The following is a 19,380-nucleotide window of genomic DNA, read 5'->3' as shown; positions in this document are numbered from 1 at the left end:
TCCTTCTGGGCAAGCCCGGCTATCCGGGCAGCGTCTTCCAGCGCCGGGACGGCCGCAGCAGCCACGTCACCGAGGTCTTGGAGATCTCGCGGCCGGCCAGTGCCCGTACCGACTCGCCGAGCAGGACGACCAGGTAGTAGGCGGACCCGGCCAGCCACCCGCGGCGGCGGCGGAACAGCGTCACCTTGTTGACCAGCAGCAGCGCGGCCAGGGACGGGTTGACCCCGGAGTCGCCGCCGATGTGCTCGATCAGGGCCTCCGGCTCGTACCAGTGCGTCCAGCCCAGGTCGGCGGCCCGCAGCGCGAACTCCGTCTCCTCGCTGTACAGCAGGAACGACTCGTCCCACGGCCCGACGGCGCGGATGGCCGGCACCGAGATCAGCATCGCCGCCCCGGTCGCCCAGACCACCGGTCCCGCGTTCTCGTACTCGCGCGGATCGGTGATCAGCTCGCCCAGCCTGCCGATCCGGCCGGCCCGGCTGCCGCCGATGACCGCCTCGACCACGGCCCGGCCGAGGCTCGGCATGCGGCGCAGCGACGGCTGCAACGAACCGTCGGGATTGACCATCTTCGGCACGGTCACGCCCACACCCGGCCGCTCCAGCGCCCGGACCAGCGGCGTGATCGACTTGGGCGGCAGGCGGCAGTCCGGGTTGAGCACGTACACCGCGTCCAGCTCGTCCAGGTCGAGCGCGGCGATGCCCGCGTTGATCGCGGCCGCGTACCCGGCGTTCCGGCCGAGTTGCACGACCTTCACCGGCACCTCGGCCGCCGCGGCGATGGCCACGCAGTCGTCCCTGGAGGCGTTGTCGGCCACCACGACCTCGGCCAGCTCGACGCCCCTGGCGCCCTCCGGCAGCGAGGCGAGGCAGCCGGCCAGCACGTCCCCGCTGTTGTAGGTGACGATCACGACGGCGATTCTGGGGTTCTCGCGCATGTCAGCCGCGCACCCGCTTCACCACACGCCCGGCCAGCTTCCTGGCCCGGAACACCGGCGACGGCGAGGCGTCCAGCACCCGGCGGGTCCAGTCCGCGTCCAGGTCGCGGACCAGGCTGGTGCGCGCCTGTAACCACGTGCCCGGCGTCGCCTGCCCCCCGTCGCTGGTGTACGCCCTGGTCACGCCGGCCTGACGAAGCTTCCGCAGCACATGCCGGTCGTACGAGCCGAACGGGATGGCCACCCGGGACACCGGCCGGCCGGTCAGCTCACTGAGCGCCCGATGCGACTCGGTCAGCTCCTGCTCGGCCTGCCGGTCGTCGATGCGCCGCCAGTCCCGGTGCGCCCAGCCGTGCGACCCGACCCGCATGCCCGCCTTGACCAGGCCGCGCACGTCGTCCTCGGTCAACCGGCCCGGCTGCCCGAGCAGCCCCGCCAGCACGAAGAACTCGGCGGTCAGCCCGCGGTCGAGCAGCCGGGGCAGGGCGATCGCCACGTCCGAGCTGTTGCCGTCGTCGAAGGTGATGCGCACGTCGTCACGGCCGACCACGGCGTCCAGCACCCGCTCGAACTGCCCGATGTCCACCCAGGTGCCGTCCTCGCCCGGATCGAGCTCCCGCTCGGTCGGCCCGATTCCGTGCACCGTCAGGTTGATGACCCTCCCCACGCGTGCCATGCCTCTCTATCCGGATGCGTATTCGTGTCGTTACGGGGTGACGGCGTAGATACGCGTGGTGCCGAAGACGTCGGACTCCTTGGCCCTGCCGCGGGTGACCGTACGGAGGTGCTGGAAACGGCCGGTGCTGAGCAGGAAGGGCTCTTCCGTCGGGTTGAAGTAGATGACCTTGACCGGGCGCGGGTTGCGGTCCACGGAGGCCAGCAGGTTCAGCATCGCGGCCGCGAAGATCTCGCCCCGGAACGGGTTGTTCAGGAAGACCACGCTGACGTCGTCAGGGATCTTGTAGTCGAGCACGTCGGACTGGACCAGGTCGACCTGGCCGGAGCGGACGCGCAGCCGGGTGGAGCGCACGTTGGCGCGGGCCACCTCGGTCAGCTCGGCCGACAGCTCGACGCCGATCACCCGGCGGAACGGGAAACGCGCGGCGGCCTCCAGCACCATCCTGGCCTTGCCGGAACCGAGGTCGATGAAGACGTCGTCGGCGCAGACCTCGGCGGCCGGGAGGGTGCGGCGCAGGGTGCCCCAGTTGGCGGGGGAGTAGTAGACACGTTCGTGGTGCGCCAGCCCGAACTGGTCGAGCATGGCGAACTCCGCGGTCTCGACACCGTAGCGGCGATCGAAGAGCAGGCGGCTGACCCGCTGCCGGAACCGGCGGACATTACCGGCCAGCAGACCGCTGAATGCTCCGCCGACTTCCTCGGCGGCGATTTCCAGAAAAGGGACAGTCTCCAGCAGAACGGTCACTACGCCTCCATGGATCGGCTGGAACGGTGCAACGAACCTACCGCCGTCACACGCTCTGTGACAGCGGTAGATCCGTATATATCCCGATCTACAAGTTAATCCGGAACCGCACCGTAAATCAGCCCTAATCCATTTGTCAGCTGATCCGCCAGGTGTCTCCTCCGTGCAGCAGGTCGGACAGGCTGCCCTGACCCTTCTTCGCGGTCGCCGCCTCCAGCTGCTCGCTCATCAGCTGGTCGTACGACGGCCGGTCCACCGAGCGGAAGACGCCGATCGGCACGTGCGTGAAGGCGGGCTCGTCCAGCCGGCTGAGCGCGAAGGCCAGCGACGGGTCCGGGTTGTGCGCGTCGTGCACCAGGATCTCCTCCTCGCGCACCGACTCCCGGGGCACCACCTCGACGCCGCCGGTGCGGGCGAGCCGGACCGCCTGGTCGGCGAAGACGATGGGCTGGCCGTGCTCCAGCCGTACCGTGATCGCGTCCCGGGTGGCCGGGTCCTTCATGCGCTCGAAGGCGCCGTCGTTGAAGATGTTGCAGTTCTGGTAGATCTCCACCAGCGAGGTGCCCCGGTGCGCGGCGGCCTCGCGCAGCACCGAATGCAGGTGCTTGCGGTCACTGTCCAGGGTGCGCGCCACGAACCCGGCCTCGGCCCCGATGGCCAGCGAGATCGGGTTGAACGGCCGGTCCAGCGAGCCCATCGGCGTCGACTTGGTGATCTTGCCGACCTCGGAGGTGGGCGAGTACTGGCCCTTGGTCAGCCCGTAGATCCGGTTGTTGAACAGCAGGATGTTCAGGTTGACGTTGCGGCGCAGCGCGTGGATCAGGTGGTTGCCGCCGATGGAGAGCGCGTCGCCGTCCCCGGTGATCACCCACACCGACAGGTCGGGCCGCGAGGCGGCCAGGCCGGTCGCGATCGCCGGCGCCCGCCCGTGGATCGAGTGGAAGCCGTAGGTGTTCATGTAGTACGGGAACCGCGACGAGCACCCGATGCCGGACACGAACACCGTGTTCTCGCGCTTGATCCCGAGCTCCGGCATGAAGGACTGCACGGCCGCGAGGATCGCGTAGTCCCCGCAGCCCGGGCACCAGCGGACCTCCTGGTCGGACTTGAAGTCCTTGAGCGTCTGCTTGCCCTCGGCCCGGGGGATGAGGGCCAGGCCCTTGCCGTTCAACGATTCACTCACTGTCGATCACGTCCTGGATCACGCCTGCCAGCTCCTCGGCCTTGAACGGGAGCCCGCGCACCCGGTTGTAGCTGATGATGTCGACCAGGAATCTGGCCCGCAGCAGCAGGGCGAGCTGGCCGAGGTTGATCTCCGGCAGCAGCACCTTGTCGTACGACTTGAGCACCTCGCCGATGTTCTTGGGGAACGGGTTGAGATGCCGCAGATGCGCCTGGGCGACCTCGCTGCCCGACCGGCGCACCCGGCGGATGGCCGCCGCGATCGGGCCGTACGTGGAGCCCCACCCGAGCACGAGCACCCGGGCGGAGCCGGACGGGTCGTCCACCTCCAGGTCGGGCACGTCGATACCGTCGATCTTGGCCTGGCGGAGCCGGACCATGAGGTCGTGGTTGTTCGGGTCGTAGGAGATGTTGCCGGTTCCGTCGGCCTTCTCGATGCCGCCGATCCGGTGCTCCAGGCCCGGCGTGCCGGGAACCGCCCAGGGGCGGGCGAGGGTCTCGGTGTCCCGCTTGAACGGCAGGTACGTGCCGTCCTCACCGTTGGGCTCGGTGGTGAACTCCACGGAGATGTCCGGCAGGTCCTCGATCTCCGGCAGCTTCCAGGGCTCGGAGCCGTTGGCGAGATACCCGTCCGACAGCAGCATGACCGGGGTGCGGTACTTCAGGGCGATGCGCGCCGCCTCGACGGCGATGTCGAAACAGTCCGACGGGGTCGAGGGGGCCACGACCGGGACGGGGGACTCGCCGTTGCGGCCGTACAGGGCCATGAGGAGGTCGGTCTGCTCGGTCTTGGTGGGCATGCCGGTGGAGGGACCGGCCCGCTGCACGTCCACGACGATGAGCGGCAGCTCGGTCGTCACGGCCAGGCCCACGGTCTCGGCCTTCAGCGCCACGCCGGGCCCCGAGGTCGTGGTCACCCCGAGCGCGCCGCCGAACGCCGCGCCCAGCGCCGCGCCGACGCCCGCGATCTCGTCCTCGGCCTGGAAGGTCCGGATGCCGAACCGCTTGTGCTTGGACAGCTCGTGCAGGATGTCGGAGGCCGGCGTGATCGGGTACGACCCCAGGAACAGCGGCAGCCCCGACTGCACGGACGCGGCGATCAACCCGTACGCCAGGGCCTGGTTGCCGGAGATGTTGCGGTACACCCCGGGGGCCAGCTTGGCCGGCTTGATCTCGTACGAGACGGAGAAGGCCTCGGTGGTCTCCCCGTAGTTCCAGCCCGCGTTGAACGCCGCCACGTTCGACTTGGCGATGTCCGGCTTCTTGGCGAACTTGGACTCGATGAACTTGATGGTCGCCTCGACCGGGCGGTGGTAGAGCCAGGACAGCAGCCCCAGCGCGAACATGTTCTTCGCGCGCTCCGCGTCCTTCTTCGAGATCTCGAACTCTTCCAGCGCCTTGACGGTCAGCGAGGTCAGCGGCACCGAGTGCACGCGCCACTCGCTCAGCGACTCGTCCTCCAGGGGGCTCTCCGCGTAGCCGACCTTGGCCAGGTTGCGCTTGGTGAACTCGTCGGAGTTCGCGATGATGTCGGCCCCGCGCGGGAGGTCGGACAGGTTCGCCTTGAGCGCGGCCGGGTTCATCGCGACCAGGACGTTGGGCGCGTCCCCGGGGGTCAGGATGTCGTGGTCGGCGAAGTGGAGCTGGAAGCTCGACACGCCCGGCAGGGTGCCCGCGGGGGCGCGGATCTCGGCCGGGAAGTTGGGGAGAGTGGAGAGGTCGTTGCCGAACTCGGCGGTTTCCGCGGTGAAGCGGTCTCCGGTCAGCTGCATGCCGTCGCCGGAGTCACCCGCGAACCGGATGATCACGCGGTCGAGTTGCTGAACCTGTTTGGTCACAGCTGCTCAATCCTCCTTGACGCGTCCGAGCACACGAGCTCGTCGCGTTCTTGTTTCCATGCTAGATCCCTGGAGCCACGATGATTTGTCGTGGTTTGCTCTTCGCCGAAGGGTGTGACTTACGCGGGGCGGTCGGACAGTGATCCTGCGGGGCCATCAGGGGGGAACGTCACTGTTGTCAGGTCGCCCGGCGACACAGCCCCGACGCGAGCCGGCACAGGTCTACGTGTCGGCGCGTGAAGAGGATGTTTCGGGTCACGCTGTCTAACTATATGTCCCCGCCGCTGTCACGGCAGCGGTTGCCCACGACGCGAGACGGAGGCCCGCCCACCTGCATCGTAGGTGTGGCCGGGGGTCATGCTCGCCGAGCCGTACAACTCGGGCACGGTGACGAGTGTGAACCCGCGCGCGGCGAGGCCGTCCACGATCTCCGGGATCGCGTCGGCGGTGGCGGGATTGGTGTCGTGCAGGAGGACGATCGAGTTGCGCCGGGCCTCGGCCAGGGTGCGCGAGGCGATCGCGCCGGCGTTCTCGTCCCGCCAGTCCTTCGGGTCCACGTTCCACTGCACCAGGCTCAGGCCGAGCTCCCTGGCGACCTCGCTCACCTTCGGGTCGATCGCCCCGTACGGCGCCCGCACCAGCGCCGGCGCCTCCCCGGTGGCCCCCTCGATCAGACTCTGGGTACGGCTGAGCTGCTCGTACACCCGGTTCTCCGGCATCGTGGTGAGATCCCGGTGCGACCACGTGTGGTTGGCCACCAGGTGCCCGCGCTCCCGGATCCTGGCCAGCTCCCGCGGCTCGACCGCGGCGTTGACGCCGACGGCGAAGAAGGTGGCCCGCTCGTCGCCGAGCGCGTTCAGCACCTTCTCGGTGTTGGGCCCGGGACCGTCGTCGAAGGTGAGGGCGACACATTTGAGCACCGCGCAGTCCGCCCGGTGCTCGGGCTCGCTGGGCACGCCGCGCGGCCGGGGGACGATGTTCGGCACCGAATGGCCGCCGCCGCCCCTCATCGTGACGATCTCCGGCAGCGAGGCCGGCTTCGCCTGCTCCACCGCGATCCTGGCGCGGCGGCCGAACGGGGTGAGCAGCGCGTCGGCGTCCTTGCGGGGGATGGCGACCGCGATCCGCCCCACCGAGCCGGGGGCCACCTGGTAGTCGTCGAACTCCGCCACCAGGTCGCCGCGCGAGTTGAAGTCCAGCGAGTCGAACAGCCGGGGGTCGGGGCGCACCACGTCGGAGTCCACCGCGGGGTCGCGGTCCAGGTGCTGCTTGACCAGGGCGGACAGCAGATCCAGGTTGTTCACCAGATCGGCGGAGCCGAGCACGTGGTCGGCCGGACGGTCGTACCAGAGGGTTCTGGTGGAGTTGGCCCAGCGCACGCCGCCGAACTCGCCGGTGCGCAGCCGTACGCCGACCACGTCGGGGGAGGCGGCGGTGAGCTGCCAGTCCACGTTGTATTCGGGGGCGGGGAACCGGTCGGCCGTCTTGGTGCGGATGGTGTAGGACTGCACGGCCTTGCCCAGGTCGTTCGTGAGACGCCGGTTGAGGGCGGGGGTGTCCTCCAGGGTGGGGAAGCTGACGTGCAGGTGGGGTTCGCGGGTCTCGCCGGAGATGCTCTGCGGGATCAGTCCCTCGACCGAGGCCGGATCGACGTAGGTCAGCATCGTGGGCTCTGATGCTATGGGGGCGTCGTCGTCCGTGCTGCCGTCACCGTGGTGGGAGGCCATCGCGCAACCCGCGCTGAGCGTGACGCAGAGCGCGATTCCTCCAGCCAGTCGAAGTGAGGGCATAAGTGCAACGTTATGGGGATTTAGACATCAACCGCCCGGCTTTGTCATGGTTTGAGGCTTTCATGGATATGCCGGGGGTTAACCGGTCCAGAGCACCCTCAAGGGATCTTCGGGGCCTCGGGGACGGGACGATCACCCGGTCGGCAGGTACGCTCAAGTCCAGACGCGAGGAGAGCTGATGACCGGATATTTCGGGTCATACGTGGTTGTGGCCGTGCTGCTCGGGATCGGAGTGGCGATCTTCGCCGGCGGGCTGCTGATCAACCGGCTGCTCCGGCCCGACCGCCCCACCGCCGAGAAGCTCACCACCTACGAGTGCGGCGTCGACCCGGTCGGCGACGGCTGGGCCCAGTCGCAGATCCGGTACTACGTCTTCACCTACCTCTACGTCGTCTTCGCCGTGGACGCCGTCTTCCTCTTCCCCTGGGCGACCGTCTTCGCCGCCCCCGGCTTCGGCCTCACCACACTCGTCGAGATGTTCGTCTTCCTGGCCTTCATCGCCCTCGGCATCCTGTACGCCTGGCGGAAACGCGTGCTCGCCTGGACCTGACAACGCACCTGGACCTGAGATCTCGCCTGGACCTGAGAGGAGGAGGACAATGCCACGCATGGCCGATCTTCCGATGCCGACCGTGGGCCCGGTCTCGCGGCTCGCCCCCAAACCGATGAAGTTCGTCCTCAACTGGGGCCGCAAGTACTCCCTCTGGGTGTTCAACTTCGGCCTGGCCTGCTGCGCCATCGAGTTCATCGCCACCTCGATGAGCCGCCACGACTTCATCAGGTTCGGCGTCATCCCCTTCGCCAACGGCCCCCGCCAGGCCGACCTGATGATCGTCTCCGGCACGGTGACCGACAAGATGGCCCCCGCCGTGAAACGCCTCTACGAGCAGATGCCCGACCCCAAGTACGTGATCTCGTTCGGGGCCTGCTCCAACTCCGGCGGGCCGTACTGGGACTCCTACTGCGTGACCAAGGGCGTCGACCAGATCATCCCCGTGGACGTGTACGTGCCCGGCTGCCCGCCGCGGCCCGAGGCCCTGCTCCACGGCATCGTGAAGCTCCAGGAGATGATCGCCACGGAGAACCTCAGCGACCGCTACGTCTGGGCCAAGGACCAGCCCGGCAACCCGGTGATCACATGATCGGCATTCCTGGCGGCACGGTCTCCGAGACCTTCGGCGAGACCACGGTGGACGTCGATCCGGCCGGCTGGGCCGACGCCCTGCGCCACGCCCGCGACCAGGGCTACCACTTCTTCGACTGGCTGACCGGCGTGGACGAGCCCCCGGACTCCTTCGGCGTGGTGGCCCACGTGTTCGACCCGGAGTCCTTCGCCCACCTGCTGATCAGGACCCGGGTGCCGCGCGCCGACCCCCGGCTCCCCTCCGCGGTGGAGGTCTACCGGGGGGCCAACTGGCACGAGCGCGAGACGTACGAGATGTTCGGGGTGATCTTCGAGGGCCATCCGGACCTGCGCCCGCTGCTGCTGCCGGACGGGTTCGAGGGCCACCCGCTGCGCAAGGATTTCGTGCTCGCCGCCCGCGTGGCGAAGGTCTGGCCGGGAGCCAAGGAACCGGGCGAATCCGGCCATGGCGCGCCAAGCCGTCGCAAGATGGCTCCGCCGGGGGTCCCGGCTGATTGGGGCAAGGATGCCTGAGGTGCTTGACGTCGCCATCCGGCTCGTCGTGATCATCGGCGCCTTCCTGCTGCTGCCGCTCATCGTCGGGCAGCTGGAGCACAAGGCGATGGCGCACATGCAGTCCCGCCTCGGCCCCATGTACGCCGGGGGGTTCCACGGCTGGGCCCAGCTGATCGCGGACGGGGTGAAGTTCGTCCAGAAGGAGGACGTCATCCCGGCCGCCGCCGACCGGACCGTCTTCCGCATCGCGCCGGCCGTGGGGCTGGTGCCGTACCTGGTCGTGATGATCGTCATTCCCGTGGCACCCGGCTGGTACGGCGTGGACCTGGACGCCGGGCTGTTCTTCGTGCTGGCCGTCATGGGCATCGGGGTGCTCGGGTCGATCATGGCCGGGTGGTCGTCGGCCAACAAGTACTCGGTGCTCGGCGGGATGCGGTCGGCCGCGCAGCTGATGTCGTACGAGCTGCCGCTGGTGCTGGCCGCCTCCAGCGTGGCGATGGCCGCGGGCACGCTCTCGCTGAGCGGCATCGTGGAGGCGTGGCAGTGGTGGTGGCTGCCCTGGCAGGGCATCGGCGCGGTCGTGTTCTTCGTGGCCGGCCTGGCCGAACTGCGCCGCCCGCCCTTCGACATGCCGATCGCCGAGTCCGAGATCATCATGGGCCCGATGACCGAGTACACGGGCATCCGCTTCGCCCTCTTCATGCTCGCCGAGTACGCCGGCATCGTGGTGCTCTCCGCGCTGACCACCGTGCTCTTCCTGGGCGGCTGGCAGGGCCCCTGGCTCCCCGGCGCGGTCTGGACCCTCATCAAGATCTTCGCCCTGGCCTTCGTGGTCATCTGGGTGCGCGTCAGCTACCCCCGGATGCGGGAGGACCAGCTCCAGAAGCTCGCCTGGGTGGGCCTGGTCCCCCTCGCCCTGGTCCAGCTGGCCCTGACCGGCGTCGTGAAGGTGCTCTAACCCGTTACTGCACGATCCTCAGCATCACGTCGGAGGCGGTCGGGCGGTTCTCCGGGCGTTTGTCCAGGCAGGAGCGGGCGAGACCGCGGAGCGAGGCCGGCAGCGCGCTCAGGTCCGGCTGATGGTTGATCACCCGGTTCAGGATGGCCGGGATGGTGTCGTCCCCGAACGCGGTCCTGCCGGTGGCCGCGAAGATCATCGTGGCGGCCCAGCTGAACACGTCCGTCTTCGGCCCGACCACCTCCCCGGCGAGCTGCTCGGGCGACATGTACGCCGGCGTCCCCATGATCTGGCTGGCCGTCGCGGTCACCTGGTCGAGCGCCTTGGCGATGCCGAAGTCGATCACACGCGGGCCGTCCGCGCCGATCAGGACGTTGCTCGGCTTGAAGTCGCGGTGCACGATGCCCGCCTTGTGGATGGCGGCCAGCGCCCCGGACGTGGCCAGCGCCAGCCGGATCAGGCCGTCCTCCGGCCGGGGGCCCTTGTCCCTGACCAGCTGGTCCAGGGACTGGCCGTCCACGAACTCGCTCACCACGTACGCCAGCTCGGCGGTGACGCTCACGTCCAGCACCCGCGCGGTCGAGAACGGCGCCACCCGGCGGGCCGCCTCCACCTCGCGCAGGAACCTGGCCTGGGCGGCCTCGTCGCCCGCGATGTGCGCGTGCAGCACCTTGATGGCGACCTTGCGGCCCTGCGGGTCCACGCCGAGGTAGACCGAGCCCTGCCCGCCCTTCCCCAGGTTGCCGATCACCCGGTAGTGCCCGAGCTGCTCCGGCCGGTTCGACGGATCGGCGGGCCCGGAGGAGCCCGGCCGGGTGGGCGCGTTCCGCCACGGCGACCGGGGACCGGTCGAATGCGGCATCGGGTTCGGCATGGGATTCGGCATGGGATTCGGCATGGGGTTCGGCGGCGGCATCGGCGGCCCCGGACGCGGGGCCATCGGCGGACGCGGCCCGGTGACGTGCCCGACCGGCCGGGGCGGCGGCGGGGGGAACACCGGCCCCTGCGGCATCGGCGGACGCACCGGCATCGGCGGCGGGTACGGCTGGTTCATCTGCTGCGCCTGCCCGTGCTGGACGTGCTGTGGCTGCCCGTAGAACACCTTGGTACGGATGATCAGCGCCTGCGTCAGCCCGCCGAGCCAGTTCACGAACAGCCCGACGGTCATCGTCACGTCGAGCCAGGTGGGCAGCAGGTCCAGATCGTCGTAGGAGAAGACCCCGATGAGGAAGATGACGACACTCAGGACGTATCCGCCGGTTGAGACGACCAGCCACGGGCTGCGCCGCCGATAGGCCGCGTACCCAATGATGAAGGGCGTACCAAACCCACAGGTAAACAGCGGGACCAGAGCCCACAATACGGTTAAGCCCTCGGATGGCCTGGGCTGTTGCTGCTGCCAGTAGGGGTGCACAGCGCGAGAATACGGACTTCTCAGCTATTAGGGGAGGTAGATAGTGTATTCCGCCAGTTCATCATTGAGGTCCACCGGCAGATCGAGCAGGACCGAGAGTTCGTTCGCCGAGGTGAACAGCCCTGTGGCGGCCCGCGCGGCGACGATACGGTCGGCCAGATCCGGCGTGAAACCCGGAATCCCGCCGATCGCCCGCGCCGAGGCGTGATTGATGTCGACCAGGCCGCCGTCGTCGTAGTCCCGGGAGACGTCCGGGCGGCCGATCCCCAGCTCCCGGGCCAGCGCCGGGTCACGCTGGGCCAGCTCGCGGGACTCCTGGCGGAGTTTGCCAGGCAGCCGCCGTACCGCACCAAAATTATCCGGATATTTCGGTATTTGGTTATGGCAGGTAGACGCTGTATTCGCCTAGTTCGTCATTGAGGTCCACCGGCAGGTCGAGTGTTATCGACAGTTCCTCGGCCGAGGCGAACAGGCCTGTTTCGCGCCGCGCGTGCAGCACGCGGTCCACGAGGTCGGGGGTCATGCCGGGAACGGTCCCGATCACGCGCGCCGGGGCGTGGTTGAAGTCGATCAGGCCGCCGTCGTCGTACTGGCGGGGCAGATCGGGGCGTCCGACGCGGAGTTCCTTCGCCAGGGCGGGATCACGTCTGACCAGCTCACGCGCCTCCTTCCGGAGCTGTCGGCGGTACCGTGCCTGCTCAAGCGCTTGCTCGTTCGGAGTGAGCCGTACGGGCCGGGTCTCGAAGACCGACGCGCGGATCAGCAGGCTGTGGATCGTTCCCCCCATCCAGCTGCCGAACAGCCCGACCACCATGATCACGGCAGGGATTCCGGGCACCTGGCCCTCGTAGGAGTTCGCGATGCCCAGCCAGGCCACCATGCCCGCCGCGTAGCCCGCCGCCGCCACCCCGAGCGGCCAGCTCCGCTTTTTCGCGGCCGCGAAGCCCATGGTGAAGGGAGTGGCGAACCCGACCGTGACCAAGGGCGCGAACGCCCACAGGAAGCTGCCGGCGGCTGAGCGCGGCGGGTGGTTCATATGCGAACAATACGCGGGAAACTCTCCAGAACCCCTCGGCTCGGTCAAGCCTGTCCCCCCTAACTTCCCGGCGTGGCGATCGTGCGTCATGATGTTGAATCGTGGCGCGAATACCAGGGAGCGGGCTGGCCAAAGGGCTGGCCGTCACCTTGCGGCACATGCTGCGCAGATCCGTGACGCAGCAGTATCCGCAGGTGCAGCCCGTGCTGCCCCCGCGCAGTCGCGGCGTCATCGCGCTGGTCGAGGAGAACTGCACCTCGTGCATGCTCTGCGCGCGGGAATGCCCCGACTGGTGCATCTACATCGACTCCCACAAGGAGACGATCCCGGCCCCCGAAGGCGGCCGCCCTCGGCAGCGCAACGTGCTCGACCGCTTCGCGATCGACTTCTCGCTCTGCATGTACTGCGGCATCTGCATCGAGGCCTGCCCCTTCGACGCCCTCTTCTGGGCCCCCGACTTCGAGTACGCCGAACACGACATCCGGGACCTGCTTCACGAGAAGGACAAGCTGGCCACCTGGGCCGCCAAGGTCCCGCCCCCGCCCGCCCACGAACCCAACGCCGACCCGCCCAAGGAACTCGCCGCGGAGTCCGCTCCCCGCCCGTCCGCGAGATCCATCCGCCCGCCCGGCGCGCTCCCGAAACGCCCCGGAACCGAGGGGGATGCGTGACGCCCGCCCTCTGGCCACCGACGGCGCAGGAGATCGTGTTCCTGCTGCTCGGCGTGGTCGCGGTCGGCTCCGCGCTGCTGGTCGTCACCACCCGCCAGCTCGTGCACGCCGCCCTCTGGCTGGTCGCCTGCTTCGGCGCGCTGGCCGGCTGCTACCTGGTGCTGACCGCCGAGTTCGTGGCCTGGGTCCAGGTGCTCATCTACGTCGGCGCGGTGGTCGTCCTGATGCTGTTCGGGATCATGCTCACCCGGGCTCCCATCGGCCGTACCGCCGACCTGGACTCCGGTAACCGCGTCCTCGCCGCGATCGTCGCCCTCGCCACCGCCGCCGTCCTGGTGACGGTGGTCGTGGACGGTTTCCGCACGGCGTACGCGCCGCTGGAGCCGGGAACGGGCTCGGCCAAAACGCTCGGCGGCAGCATCTTCCGGACCTGGGTGCTCCCGTTCGAAGCCCTGTCCGTGCTCCTGCTGGCCGCGCTGATCGGGGCCATCGTGATCTCCCGCACCGACATCAAGGGCCGCGAATGACGCCGGCCCCCGAGCCCGAGGCGGTGGGCTGACCATGCACGTCGTCTATCCGGCCGTCGTGTCCTGCCTCCTGTTCTCCACCGGCGTGTACGGCGTGCTCGCCCGCCGCAACACCATCCTCGTGCTGATGTCGGTCGAGCTGATGCTGAACGCGGTCAACCTCAACCTGGTCGCCTTCGACGTCTGGCTGCGCGACCAGCTCAACGGCGGCCAGGTGCTGACCCTGTTCGTGATCGTCATCGCCGCCGCCGAGGTGGGCATCGGGCTGGCCATCGTCCTGGCCGTCTTCAGGAACCGCCAGAGCATCGACCTGGACCGGCTGCGTGAGCTGTCCGAACCGTCTGGAGACGCTCCTGCCGTTGAGAAGGTCACGGCCGGGGGTGGCGAAGGGTGATCGCCGTCGCCGCGCTCATCGTGCTGCTGCCCTTCGCGGGGGCGGTGGCGGGGCTGCTGGGATCGCGGTGGCCGCGGGGCGGGAGCCGTACCGAGGAGAATGATCTCCGGGCCAATCGGCGGGCGGCCTGGATCGCGGTGTCGTCCGCGGCGGGCGCGCTGGCCGCGACGGTCTGGCTGGCCGTGCAGGCGGCGGGATCGGATGGTTCGGGAGAGTTCTTCTGGGGGGAACTGCTGCCCGGTTCGGCTGAGGGCACGCTGACCGTGATCGAGACGGGCGGGCTGCCGATCTCGGTGGGGCTCCAGGTCGACGGACTGTCGGTGCTCACTGCCATCCTCGTCACCGTGGTCGCGCTGGCGGTGCAGGTCTACTCGGTGGGATACCTCCGGGGGGATTCGCGGTTCCCTTCGTACAGTGCGTTCATCAGCCTGTTCACCAGCGCGATGCTGCTCGTGGTGTTCGCCGCCGACCTCCTGGTGCTCTACGTCGGCTGGGAGATCATGGGCCTGTGCTCGTACCTGCTGATCGGGCACTGGTGGGAGGACCGGGCGAACTCGCGGGCCGCGGTCAAGGCGTTCCTGGTCACCCGGCTGGGCGACGTGGCCTTCCTGTTCGGGATCTTCACGCTCGGCTTCGCCGCCGGGAGCTTCCGGATCGACGACGTGATCGCCGCCGACCTCCCGGCGGGAACGCTGGTCCTGGCGACGATGCTGCTGCTCGGCGGTGTCGCCGGGAAGAGCGCCCAGGTGCCGCTGCAGACCTGGCTGCCCGACGCGATGGCGGGCCCGACCCCGATCAGCGCCCTCATCCACGCCGCCACCATGGTCGCCGCCGGCATCTTCATCGTGGCCCGGCTCTTCCCCGTCTTCCCGCAGCCCACCCTCGACGTGCTCGGCGTGCTGGCCGCCATCGGCATGCTCGGCGCCGCCCTCGCCGCGTTCGCGCAGGACGATCTCAAACGAATCCTGGCGTACTCCACCATCAGCCAGCTGGCCTACATGGCGGCCGCGCTGGCCGCGGGCTCGCCCGACGCGGCCATCTTCCACCTGGTCAGCCACGGCGCGTTCAAGGCGCTGCTGTTCCTGTGCGCCGGCGCCGTCATCCACCACGTCGGCTCCAACCTGCTGAGCCACATGGGCGGCCTGCGCCGGGCCATGCCGATCACCTTCTGGACCATGACCGTCGGCTTCGCCGCCCTCATGGGCCTGCCCCCCACCAGCGGCTTCTTCAGCAAGGACGCCGTCATCCTGGCCCTCGAACACTCCACCAGCCCGATCCGCCTCCTCCTGTACGGCTCCGCCCTGATCACCGTCGGCGTCACGGGGGCGTACGCGGTGCGCGCCTGGCTGCGCACGTTCTTCGGCGAGCCGCACGTGCAGGCGCTCCCCGAACCCGAGCCCGGCACCGCGCACGTCTTCGACGGCAGGGAGGCGCCCCGCACGATGGTGTGGCCGATCGGCCTGCTCGCGGTCCCCGCCCTGCTGCTCGGGTTCCTCGGCCTCGCCGACATGGACTGGCTGTCGGCCGCGACCAGCCTGGCCGTCGTCCTGCTCGGCGCCGCGATCGTCTACGCGAGCTGGCGCGGCGCCCCGCAGAGCGACCCCGCCCGCCTCCTCGGGCCCTTCCGGGCGCCCTGCGAGCAGGCGTTCTACGTGGACCGGGCGTACGCTGCACTGGTCGCCCGCCCGATCCTGGCCCTCGCCCGCGGCGTCGTCAGGACCGACACCCACGTCGTGGACGGCGCGGTGCGCGGCTCCGGCCGCATGACCATGCGCCTGTCCGCCTTCGCCAGACTCGCCCAGAACGGCAACGCCCAGCTGTACGTGACCGGGCTGCTGGCCGGAATCCTGCTGATCGCGGTCGGGGCGGTGGTGTGGGGATGACCGGGTCCGGGTGGCTGCTGATCCTGCTGGCCGCGTTGCCGCTGGCCGGGGCCGCCGGACTGCTCGCGCCCGCCTTCGCCGGACGCGTGCCCCGCGGTTACGGCCTGGCCGTCTCCGGGGTGACGCTGGCCGCGGCGGTCGCGGTGCTGGCGGCGTTCGACTACGCCGCGCCGGAGCGCATGCAGTTCGAGACCGACCTGCCCTGGATCCCGGGCCTGGACCTCCGCTTCCACCTGGGCGTCGACGGCGTCTCGCTGCCCCTGGTGGTGCTGACGGCCCTGCTCACCTTCCTCTGTTTCGGGTATCTCGCGGGCCGGCCCTCCGGTCCCGGGCAGGACGCGTCCCGGCTGGGTGAGCTGCGCCCGAGGGCGCTGGTCTTCACCCTGCTGGTCCTCGAATTCGGGATGATCGGCACGTTCATCGCGCTCGACCTGCTGCTGTTCTTCGTGTTCTTCGAGGTCGTGCTGATCCCGATGTACTTCGTGATCGCCATCTGGGGCGGCGCCCGGCGGCGCGCGGCGGCGATCAAGTTCATCCTCTACACGCTGCTCGGCTCGGCCGTGCTGCTGCTGGGCCTGCTGGTCATCTGGACCCAGACCGGCACCCTCGACATGGTCGTGCTCGCGCAGTCCCACCCGATGGCGCGCTCGACGCAGATCATCGCGTTCGTCGCCATCGGCATCGGCCTCGCCGTCAAGACCCCGATGTGGCCGCTGCACACCTGGCTCCCCGACGCCCACACCGAGGCCCCCACGGTGGGTTCGGTCCTCCTGGCCGGCGTCCTCCTCAAAATGGGCACGTACGGCTTCGCCCGGATCGCCATCCCGATCCTCCCGGAGGGAGCCGAGGCCGTCGCGCCCTGGCTGGGCGCCTTCGCGGTCGTCGGCATCGTGTACGGCGCGCTCGCCTGCCTGGCGCAGCAGGACCTCAAACGGATGATCGCGTACTCGTCGGTCGGGCACATGGGCTTCGTCCTGCTCGGGTTCGCCACCCTCACCCCCGTCGGCATCAACGCCGCCCTTTTCGGAAATGTCGCCCACGGTCTGATCACCGGCCTGCTGTTCTTCATCGCCGGCGCGATCAAGGAACGCTACGGCACCGCCGACATGACCCGCCTGGGCGGCGGCATGCTCGGCCGCTTCCCGTACGTGGGGTCGCTGCTCACCTTCGCCTGCGTCGCCTCCCTCGGGCTGCCCGGACTGGCCGGATTCTGGGGGGAGATGCTCGCCCTCCAGGGCGCCTTCGACCCCGCGGAGGCCCTGTCCCGGCCGCTCTTTCTGGTCTTCATGACCATCGGCGGCCTCGGCGCGGTCCTCACCGCGGCCTACTTCCTGCTCATGCTCTCCCGCGTCACCCACGGCCTCCCCGGCGAGCCCGTCACCACCCCGCCCGGCCCTCCGGCCGAGACCGCGGAGGAGGTCCCCGACCTGATCGAACCCGTGGCCGCCGAGACGGAGATCGCCCACGAGTCCCCCGTGCTCACGCGCGCGGGCACGGCCTCCCAGGACGTCAGACCCGCCGAACTGGCGGCGTGGACTCCGCTGGTCGCGCTGACCGTGCTCTTCGGCCTCTGGCCGTCAGGGCTGCTCGGGCTCACCGACCCCGTCGTCAGAACCCTCCTGGGGGCGCCATGATCGCGGACCGCCGATGATCCAGTCCATCGACTACTGGGCGATCGCCGCGCCGCTGATCCTCGCGCTCACCGCCGGTCTGGTGCTCGTGCTGGACGCCTTCCTGCCCGCGCGGGTGGCCGCAGCGCGTACCGCCCTCGGGGTCATCACGCTGGCGGGAGTGCTGGCGGCGCTCGGCGTGGTGGTGGCGCAAGCCGTACGCGGGGAGGAACTGCGCACGTTCTGCGTGCCCGGGGATGCTTCGTCGTGTTCGTTCGTGTTCGACTGGTTCACCGGGATCTTCGCCGGGCTCACCCTGGCGGCGGGAGTCATCGTCGTCCTGCTGTCCCTGGCGGAACTCGCGGGCGGGCGCATCCCGGTGGGGGAGTGGTACTTCCTGCTGCTGGCGACCCTGACCGGCGCCGTCCTGCTCCCCGCCGCCCGTGACCTGGTCATGCTCGTCGTCGCCCTCGAACTGGTGTCCCTCCCGGTCTTCGCGCTGACCGCCCTGCGCCGCTACGACGGCCGCGCCTCCGAAGCCTCCCTCAAACTCTTCGTCGTCTCCGTCGTCTCCACCGCCGTCATGCTCTTCGGCGTCTCCCTCCTGTACGGCGCGACCGGCTCCATGCACCTCAACCGCGTGGCGGCGGCCCTGCAACCCACGCTCGCCGCCAGTTCCACCGCCTCTGGCTCGGCTCTGAGCGGGGCCCACCAGGAACTCACCGGAGCCGTCTTCCACAACGGCGCCGCCGTGGTGACCGTGGCCGTCGTACTGGTCGTCGCTGGCTTCGCCTTCAAGGTCGCCGCCGTGCCGTTCCACTTCTGGGCGGGCGACGTCTACGAGGGCGCGCCGGTGCCCGTCGCCGCGCTCCTGTCCGTGATCTCGAAAGCGGCCGGTTTCGCCGGGCTGCTCCTCGTGCTCACCCAGGCCCTGTTCAGCGAGGCGGCCACCTGGACACCCCTTGTCGCGATCATCGCCGCGCTCACGATGACGGTGGGCAACGTGCTCGCCCTGCGGCAACGGCATGCCGTACGGATGCTTGCCTGGTCGTCGGTGGCGCAGTCCGGCTACATCCTGGCGCCGCTGGCGGTGCACATGGACATCGTGGCCTTCCTCAACGCGATGCACACGCAGGACGCCACCGGCCTCAACCAGTCGGGGAACACCTTCGCGAGCGACTCAGGCGCGTTCGTCGTCTCCAAATCGCAGGACATCGAACTGCCGGCGACTGTGGGCATGCCCGGCGCGGTGAACGCCTCCATCGCCTACCTGGTCCTCTACGCGGCCATGAACCTCCTGGCCTTCGCCGTCGTCATGCTGATCGCCCGCCGCCACAAATCCAACCAACTCGACGACTACCGCGGCCTCGCCTTCCGAAGCCCCGGAGCCGCGCTTTCGCTGGCGTTCGCCCTCATCTGCCTGGCCGGTCTGCCGCCGGGCCTCGCGGGTCTGTTCGCGAAGGTCGTGGTGTTCCGGGAGATCGTTTCGGGTGGGCTGGGGTGGCTGGCGGTCGTGATGGCGATCAATACGGTGATCGGGCTTTACTACTACCTGGCGTGGACGGCTCGGCTGTTCGTACCGGCTCCGGCGGGCTCGGCTTCGGCAGGCGAGAGCCGTACCGGGGGAGAGGACCGGGGCCGCACTCCCGTCATCCTCGCCATCGGCGCAGCCCTACTGATCACAGTCGCCTTCTCAGTGGCGCCCCAACTCGTCCTCACCGCCATCGGCTGAGAGCTGGTTGCTCACCCGCCATGGACTGAAAGGTCGGTTCTCGCCGCCGCTGGGATTATGAACGGGTTTTCGCCGCCATCGGCTGAGCTCTTCCCTGGCGTCGGACGTGGCACGCGAGCCGGAGCGGTGCGTGTCCTTCGAGGGCGCACGTGTCTGGACGGTCAAGCAGGGCGTGCAGGACGTCGAGTTGTGCTGAGCGCTCTGAGCTGTGGGTGATCGGCCGGAAGCCTGCCGCCCGCGGACCCGCCGCCCGGCCAGGTGACCGTGACGGGGTTGTAGCGCAGCCACGGGGCGTCGATACCGGCCACGCTTCCTCCAACGCCGCCGAGTCGGCGGGATTCTCGTC

At 69.5% G+C, this 19,380-nt stretch carries 20 protein-coding genes; 10 read left to right on the top strand and 10 right to left on the bottom strand.

What is annotated here, in order from left to right; genetic code table 11:
- Positions 1-19: 19 nt before the first annotated feature.
- The 7 genes from Aph01nite_RS03245 to Aph01nite_RS03220 all read right to left on the bottom strand — a co-directional run bounded on the left by Aph01nite_RS03245 (position 20) and on the right by Aph01nite_RS03220 (position 7,170).
- On the bottom strand, positions 20-937 hold the full coding sequence (locus tag Aph01nite_RS03245; RefSeq protein WP_204039202.1) for a glycosyltransferase family 2 protein: 918 nt from the start codon (positions 935-937) through the stop codon (positions 20-22).
- Position 938: 1 nt separating this feature from the next.
- The gene (locus tag Aph01nite_RS03240) at positions 939-1,613 is read right to left on the bottom strand and encodes a polysaccharide deacetylase family protein (protein ID WP_239161367.1); all 675 of its coding nucleotides are present in this window, start codon (positions 1,611-1,613) and stop codon (positions 939-941) included.
- 30 nt (positions 1,614-1,643) lie between these two features.
- Positions 1,644-2,360 (bottom strand): class I SAM-dependent methyltransferase, encoded by a 717-nt coding sequence (locus Aph01nite_RS03235; RefSeq protein WP_204039201.1) that lies wholly within the window; start codon positions 2,358-2,360, stop codon positions 1,644-1,646.
- A 136-nt stretch (positions 2,361-2,496) separates the two neighbouring features.
- On the bottom strand, positions 2,497-3,543 hold the full coding sequence (locus tag Aph01nite_RS03230; protein WP_204039200.1) for a 2-oxoacid:ferredoxin oxidoreductase subunit beta: 1,047 nt from the start codon (positions 3,541-3,543) through the stop codon (positions 2,497-2,499).
- Positions 3,536-5,380 (bottom strand): 2-oxoacid:acceptor oxidoreductase subunit alpha, encoded by a 1,845-nt coding sequence (locus Aph01nite_RS03225; RefSeq protein WP_204039199.1) that lies wholly within the window; start codon positions 5,378-5,380, stop codon positions 3,536-3,538. The genes Aph01nite_RS03230 and Aph01nite_RS03225 overlap by 8 nt, the downstream gene beginning before the upstream one ends.
- A 178-nt stretch (positions 5,381-5,558) precedes the next feature.
- Positions 5,559-5,639 carry a putative leader peptide gene (locus Aph01nite_RS42545; RefSeq protein ID WP_373869706.1) on the bottom strand — a complete coding sequence of 27 codons (81 nt, stop codon included), beginning with the start codon at positions 5,637-5,639 and terminating at the stop codon, positions 5,559-5,561.
- A gap of 28 nt (positions 5,640-5,667) precedes the next feature.
- Entirely contained in the window at positions 5,668-7,170 is a 1,503-nt protein-coding gene (locus Aph01nite_RS03220) for a polysaccharide deacetylase family protein (protein WP_204039198.1), read from the bottom strand.
- A gap of 178 nt (positions 7,171-7,348) precedes the next feature.
- Between Aph01nite_RS03220 and Aph01nite_RS03215 the strand changes: the two genes are divergently transcribed.
- Genes Aph01nite_RS03215 through nuoH form a run of 4 tightly spaced genes read left to right on the top strand, consistent with a single transcriptional unit; the run spans position 7,349 to position 9,767 of the window.
- Complete coding sequence (locus Aph01nite_RS03215) at positions 7,349-7,720, top strand: NADH-quinone oxidoreductase subunit A (RefSeq protein WP_204039197.1); 372 nt, start codon at positions 7,349-7,351, stop codon at positions 7,718-7,720.
- A 58-nt stretch (positions 7,721-7,778) separates the two neighbouring features.
- On the top strand, positions 7,779-8,312 hold the full coding sequence (locus tag Aph01nite_RS03210; protein ID WP_155341561.1) for an NADH-quinone oxidoreductase subunit B: 534 nt from the start codon (positions 7,779-7,781) through the stop codon (positions 8,310-8,312).
- A complete protein-coding gene (locus Aph01nite_RS03205) occupies positions 8,309-8,827 on the top strand; it encodes an NADH-quinone oxidoreductase subunit C (protein ID WP_204039196.1) in 519 nt (172 codons plus the stop codon). Before Aph01nite_RS03210 ends, Aph01nite_RS03205 begins: the two co-directional genes overlap by 4 nt.
- Positions 8,820-9,767 (top strand): NADH-quinone oxidoreductase subunit NuoH, encoded by a 948-nt coding sequence (gene nuoH / locus Aph01nite_RS03200; protein WP_204039195.1) that lies wholly within the window; start codon positions 8,820-8,822, stop codon positions 9,765-9,767. The genes Aph01nite_RS03205 and nuoH overlap by 8 nt, the downstream gene beginning before the upstream one ends.
- Before the next feature lie 4 nt (positions 9,768-9,771).
- On the opposite strand, the gene Aph01nite_RS03195 is transcribed toward nuoH, so the two are convergent.
- The 3 genes from Aph01nite_RS03195 to Aph01nite_RS03185 form a co-directional block, all read right to left on the bottom strand.
- On the bottom strand, positions 9,772-11,127 hold the full coding sequence (locus Aph01nite_RS03195) for a serine/threonine-protein kinase (RefSeq protein ID WP_204039194.1): 1,356 nt from the start codon (positions 11,125-11,127) through the stop codon (positions 9,772-9,774).
- 81 nt (positions 11,128-11,208) lie between these two features.
- A complete protein-coding gene (locus Aph01nite_RS42540) occupies positions 11,209-11,394 on the bottom strand; it encodes a helix-hairpin-helix domain-containing protein (RefSeq protein ID WP_373872258.1) in 186 nt (61 codons plus the stop codon).
- Positions 11,395-11,560: 166 nt separating this feature from the next.
- A complete protein-coding gene (locus Aph01nite_RS03185; protein ID WP_204039193.1) occupies positions 11,561-12,217 on the bottom strand; it encodes a ComEA family DNA-binding protein in 657 nt (218 codons plus the stop codon).
- Between the two features lie 101 nt (positions 12,218-12,318).
- Here Aph01nite_RS03185 and Aph01nite_RS03180 point away from each other — a divergent pair, with 101 nt between their 5' ends.
- Genes Aph01nite_RS03180 through Aph01nite_RS41085 form a run of 6 tightly spaced genes read left to right on the top strand, consistent with a single transcriptional unit; the run spans position 12,319 to position 19,034 of the window.
- Positions 12,319-12,888 (top strand): NuoI/complex I 23 kDa subunit family protein, encoded by a 570-nt coding sequence (locus Aph01nite_RS03180; RefSeq protein ID WP_239161366.1) that lies wholly within the window; start codon positions 12,319-12,321, stop codon positions 12,886-12,888.
- Positions 12,885-13,415, top strand: a complete 531-nt coding sequence (locus Aph01nite_RS03175; RefSeq protein ID WP_204039192.1) for an NADH-quinone oxidoreductase subunit J family protein — start codon at positions 12,885-12,887, stop codon at positions 13,413-13,415. Before Aph01nite_RS03180 ends, Aph01nite_RS03175 begins: the two co-directional genes overlap by 4 nt.
- A gap of 34 nt (positions 13,416-13,449) precedes the next feature.
- A complete protein-coding gene (gene nuoK / locus Aph01nite_RS03170) occupies positions 13,450-13,809 on the top strand; it encodes an NADH-quinone oxidoreductase subunit NuoK (protein WP_204039191.1) in 360 nt (119 codons plus the stop codon).
- On the top strand, positions 13,806-15,692 hold the full coding sequence (locus tag Aph01nite_RS03165) for an NADH-quinone oxidoreductase subunit 5 family protein (protein ID WP_204039190.1): 1,887 nt from the start codon (positions 13,806-13,808) through the stop codon (positions 15,690-15,692). The genes nuoK and Aph01nite_RS03165 overlap by 4 nt, the downstream gene beginning before the upstream one ends.
- Positions 15,689-17,326 carry a complex I subunit 4 family protein gene (locus Aph01nite_RS03160; RefSeq protein ID WP_204039189.1) on the top strand — a complete coding sequence of 546 codons (1,638 nt, stop codon included), beginning with the start codon at positions 15,689-15,691 and terminating at the stop codon, positions 17,324-17,326. Before Aph01nite_RS03165 ends, Aph01nite_RS03160 begins: the two co-directional genes overlap by 4 nt.
- Positions 17,327-17,339: 13 nt before the next feature.
- Complete coding sequence (locus Aph01nite_RS41085; RefSeq protein WP_239161365.1) at positions 17,340-19,034, top strand: NADH-quinone oxidoreductase subunit N; 1,695 nt, start codon at positions 17,340-17,342, stop codon at positions 19,032-19,034.
- Positions 19,035-19,380: the final 346 nt, after the last annotated feature.

The organism is Acrocarpospora phusangensis (assembly GCF_016862995.1).
Classification (GTDB): domain Bacteria; phylum Actinomycetota; class Actinomycetes; order Streptosporangiales; family Streptosporangiaceae; genus Acrocarpospora; species Acrocarpospora phusangensis.
Note: the sequence above shows the minus strand (reverse complement) of the source record. Positions and strands in the feature narration are given on the sequence as shown.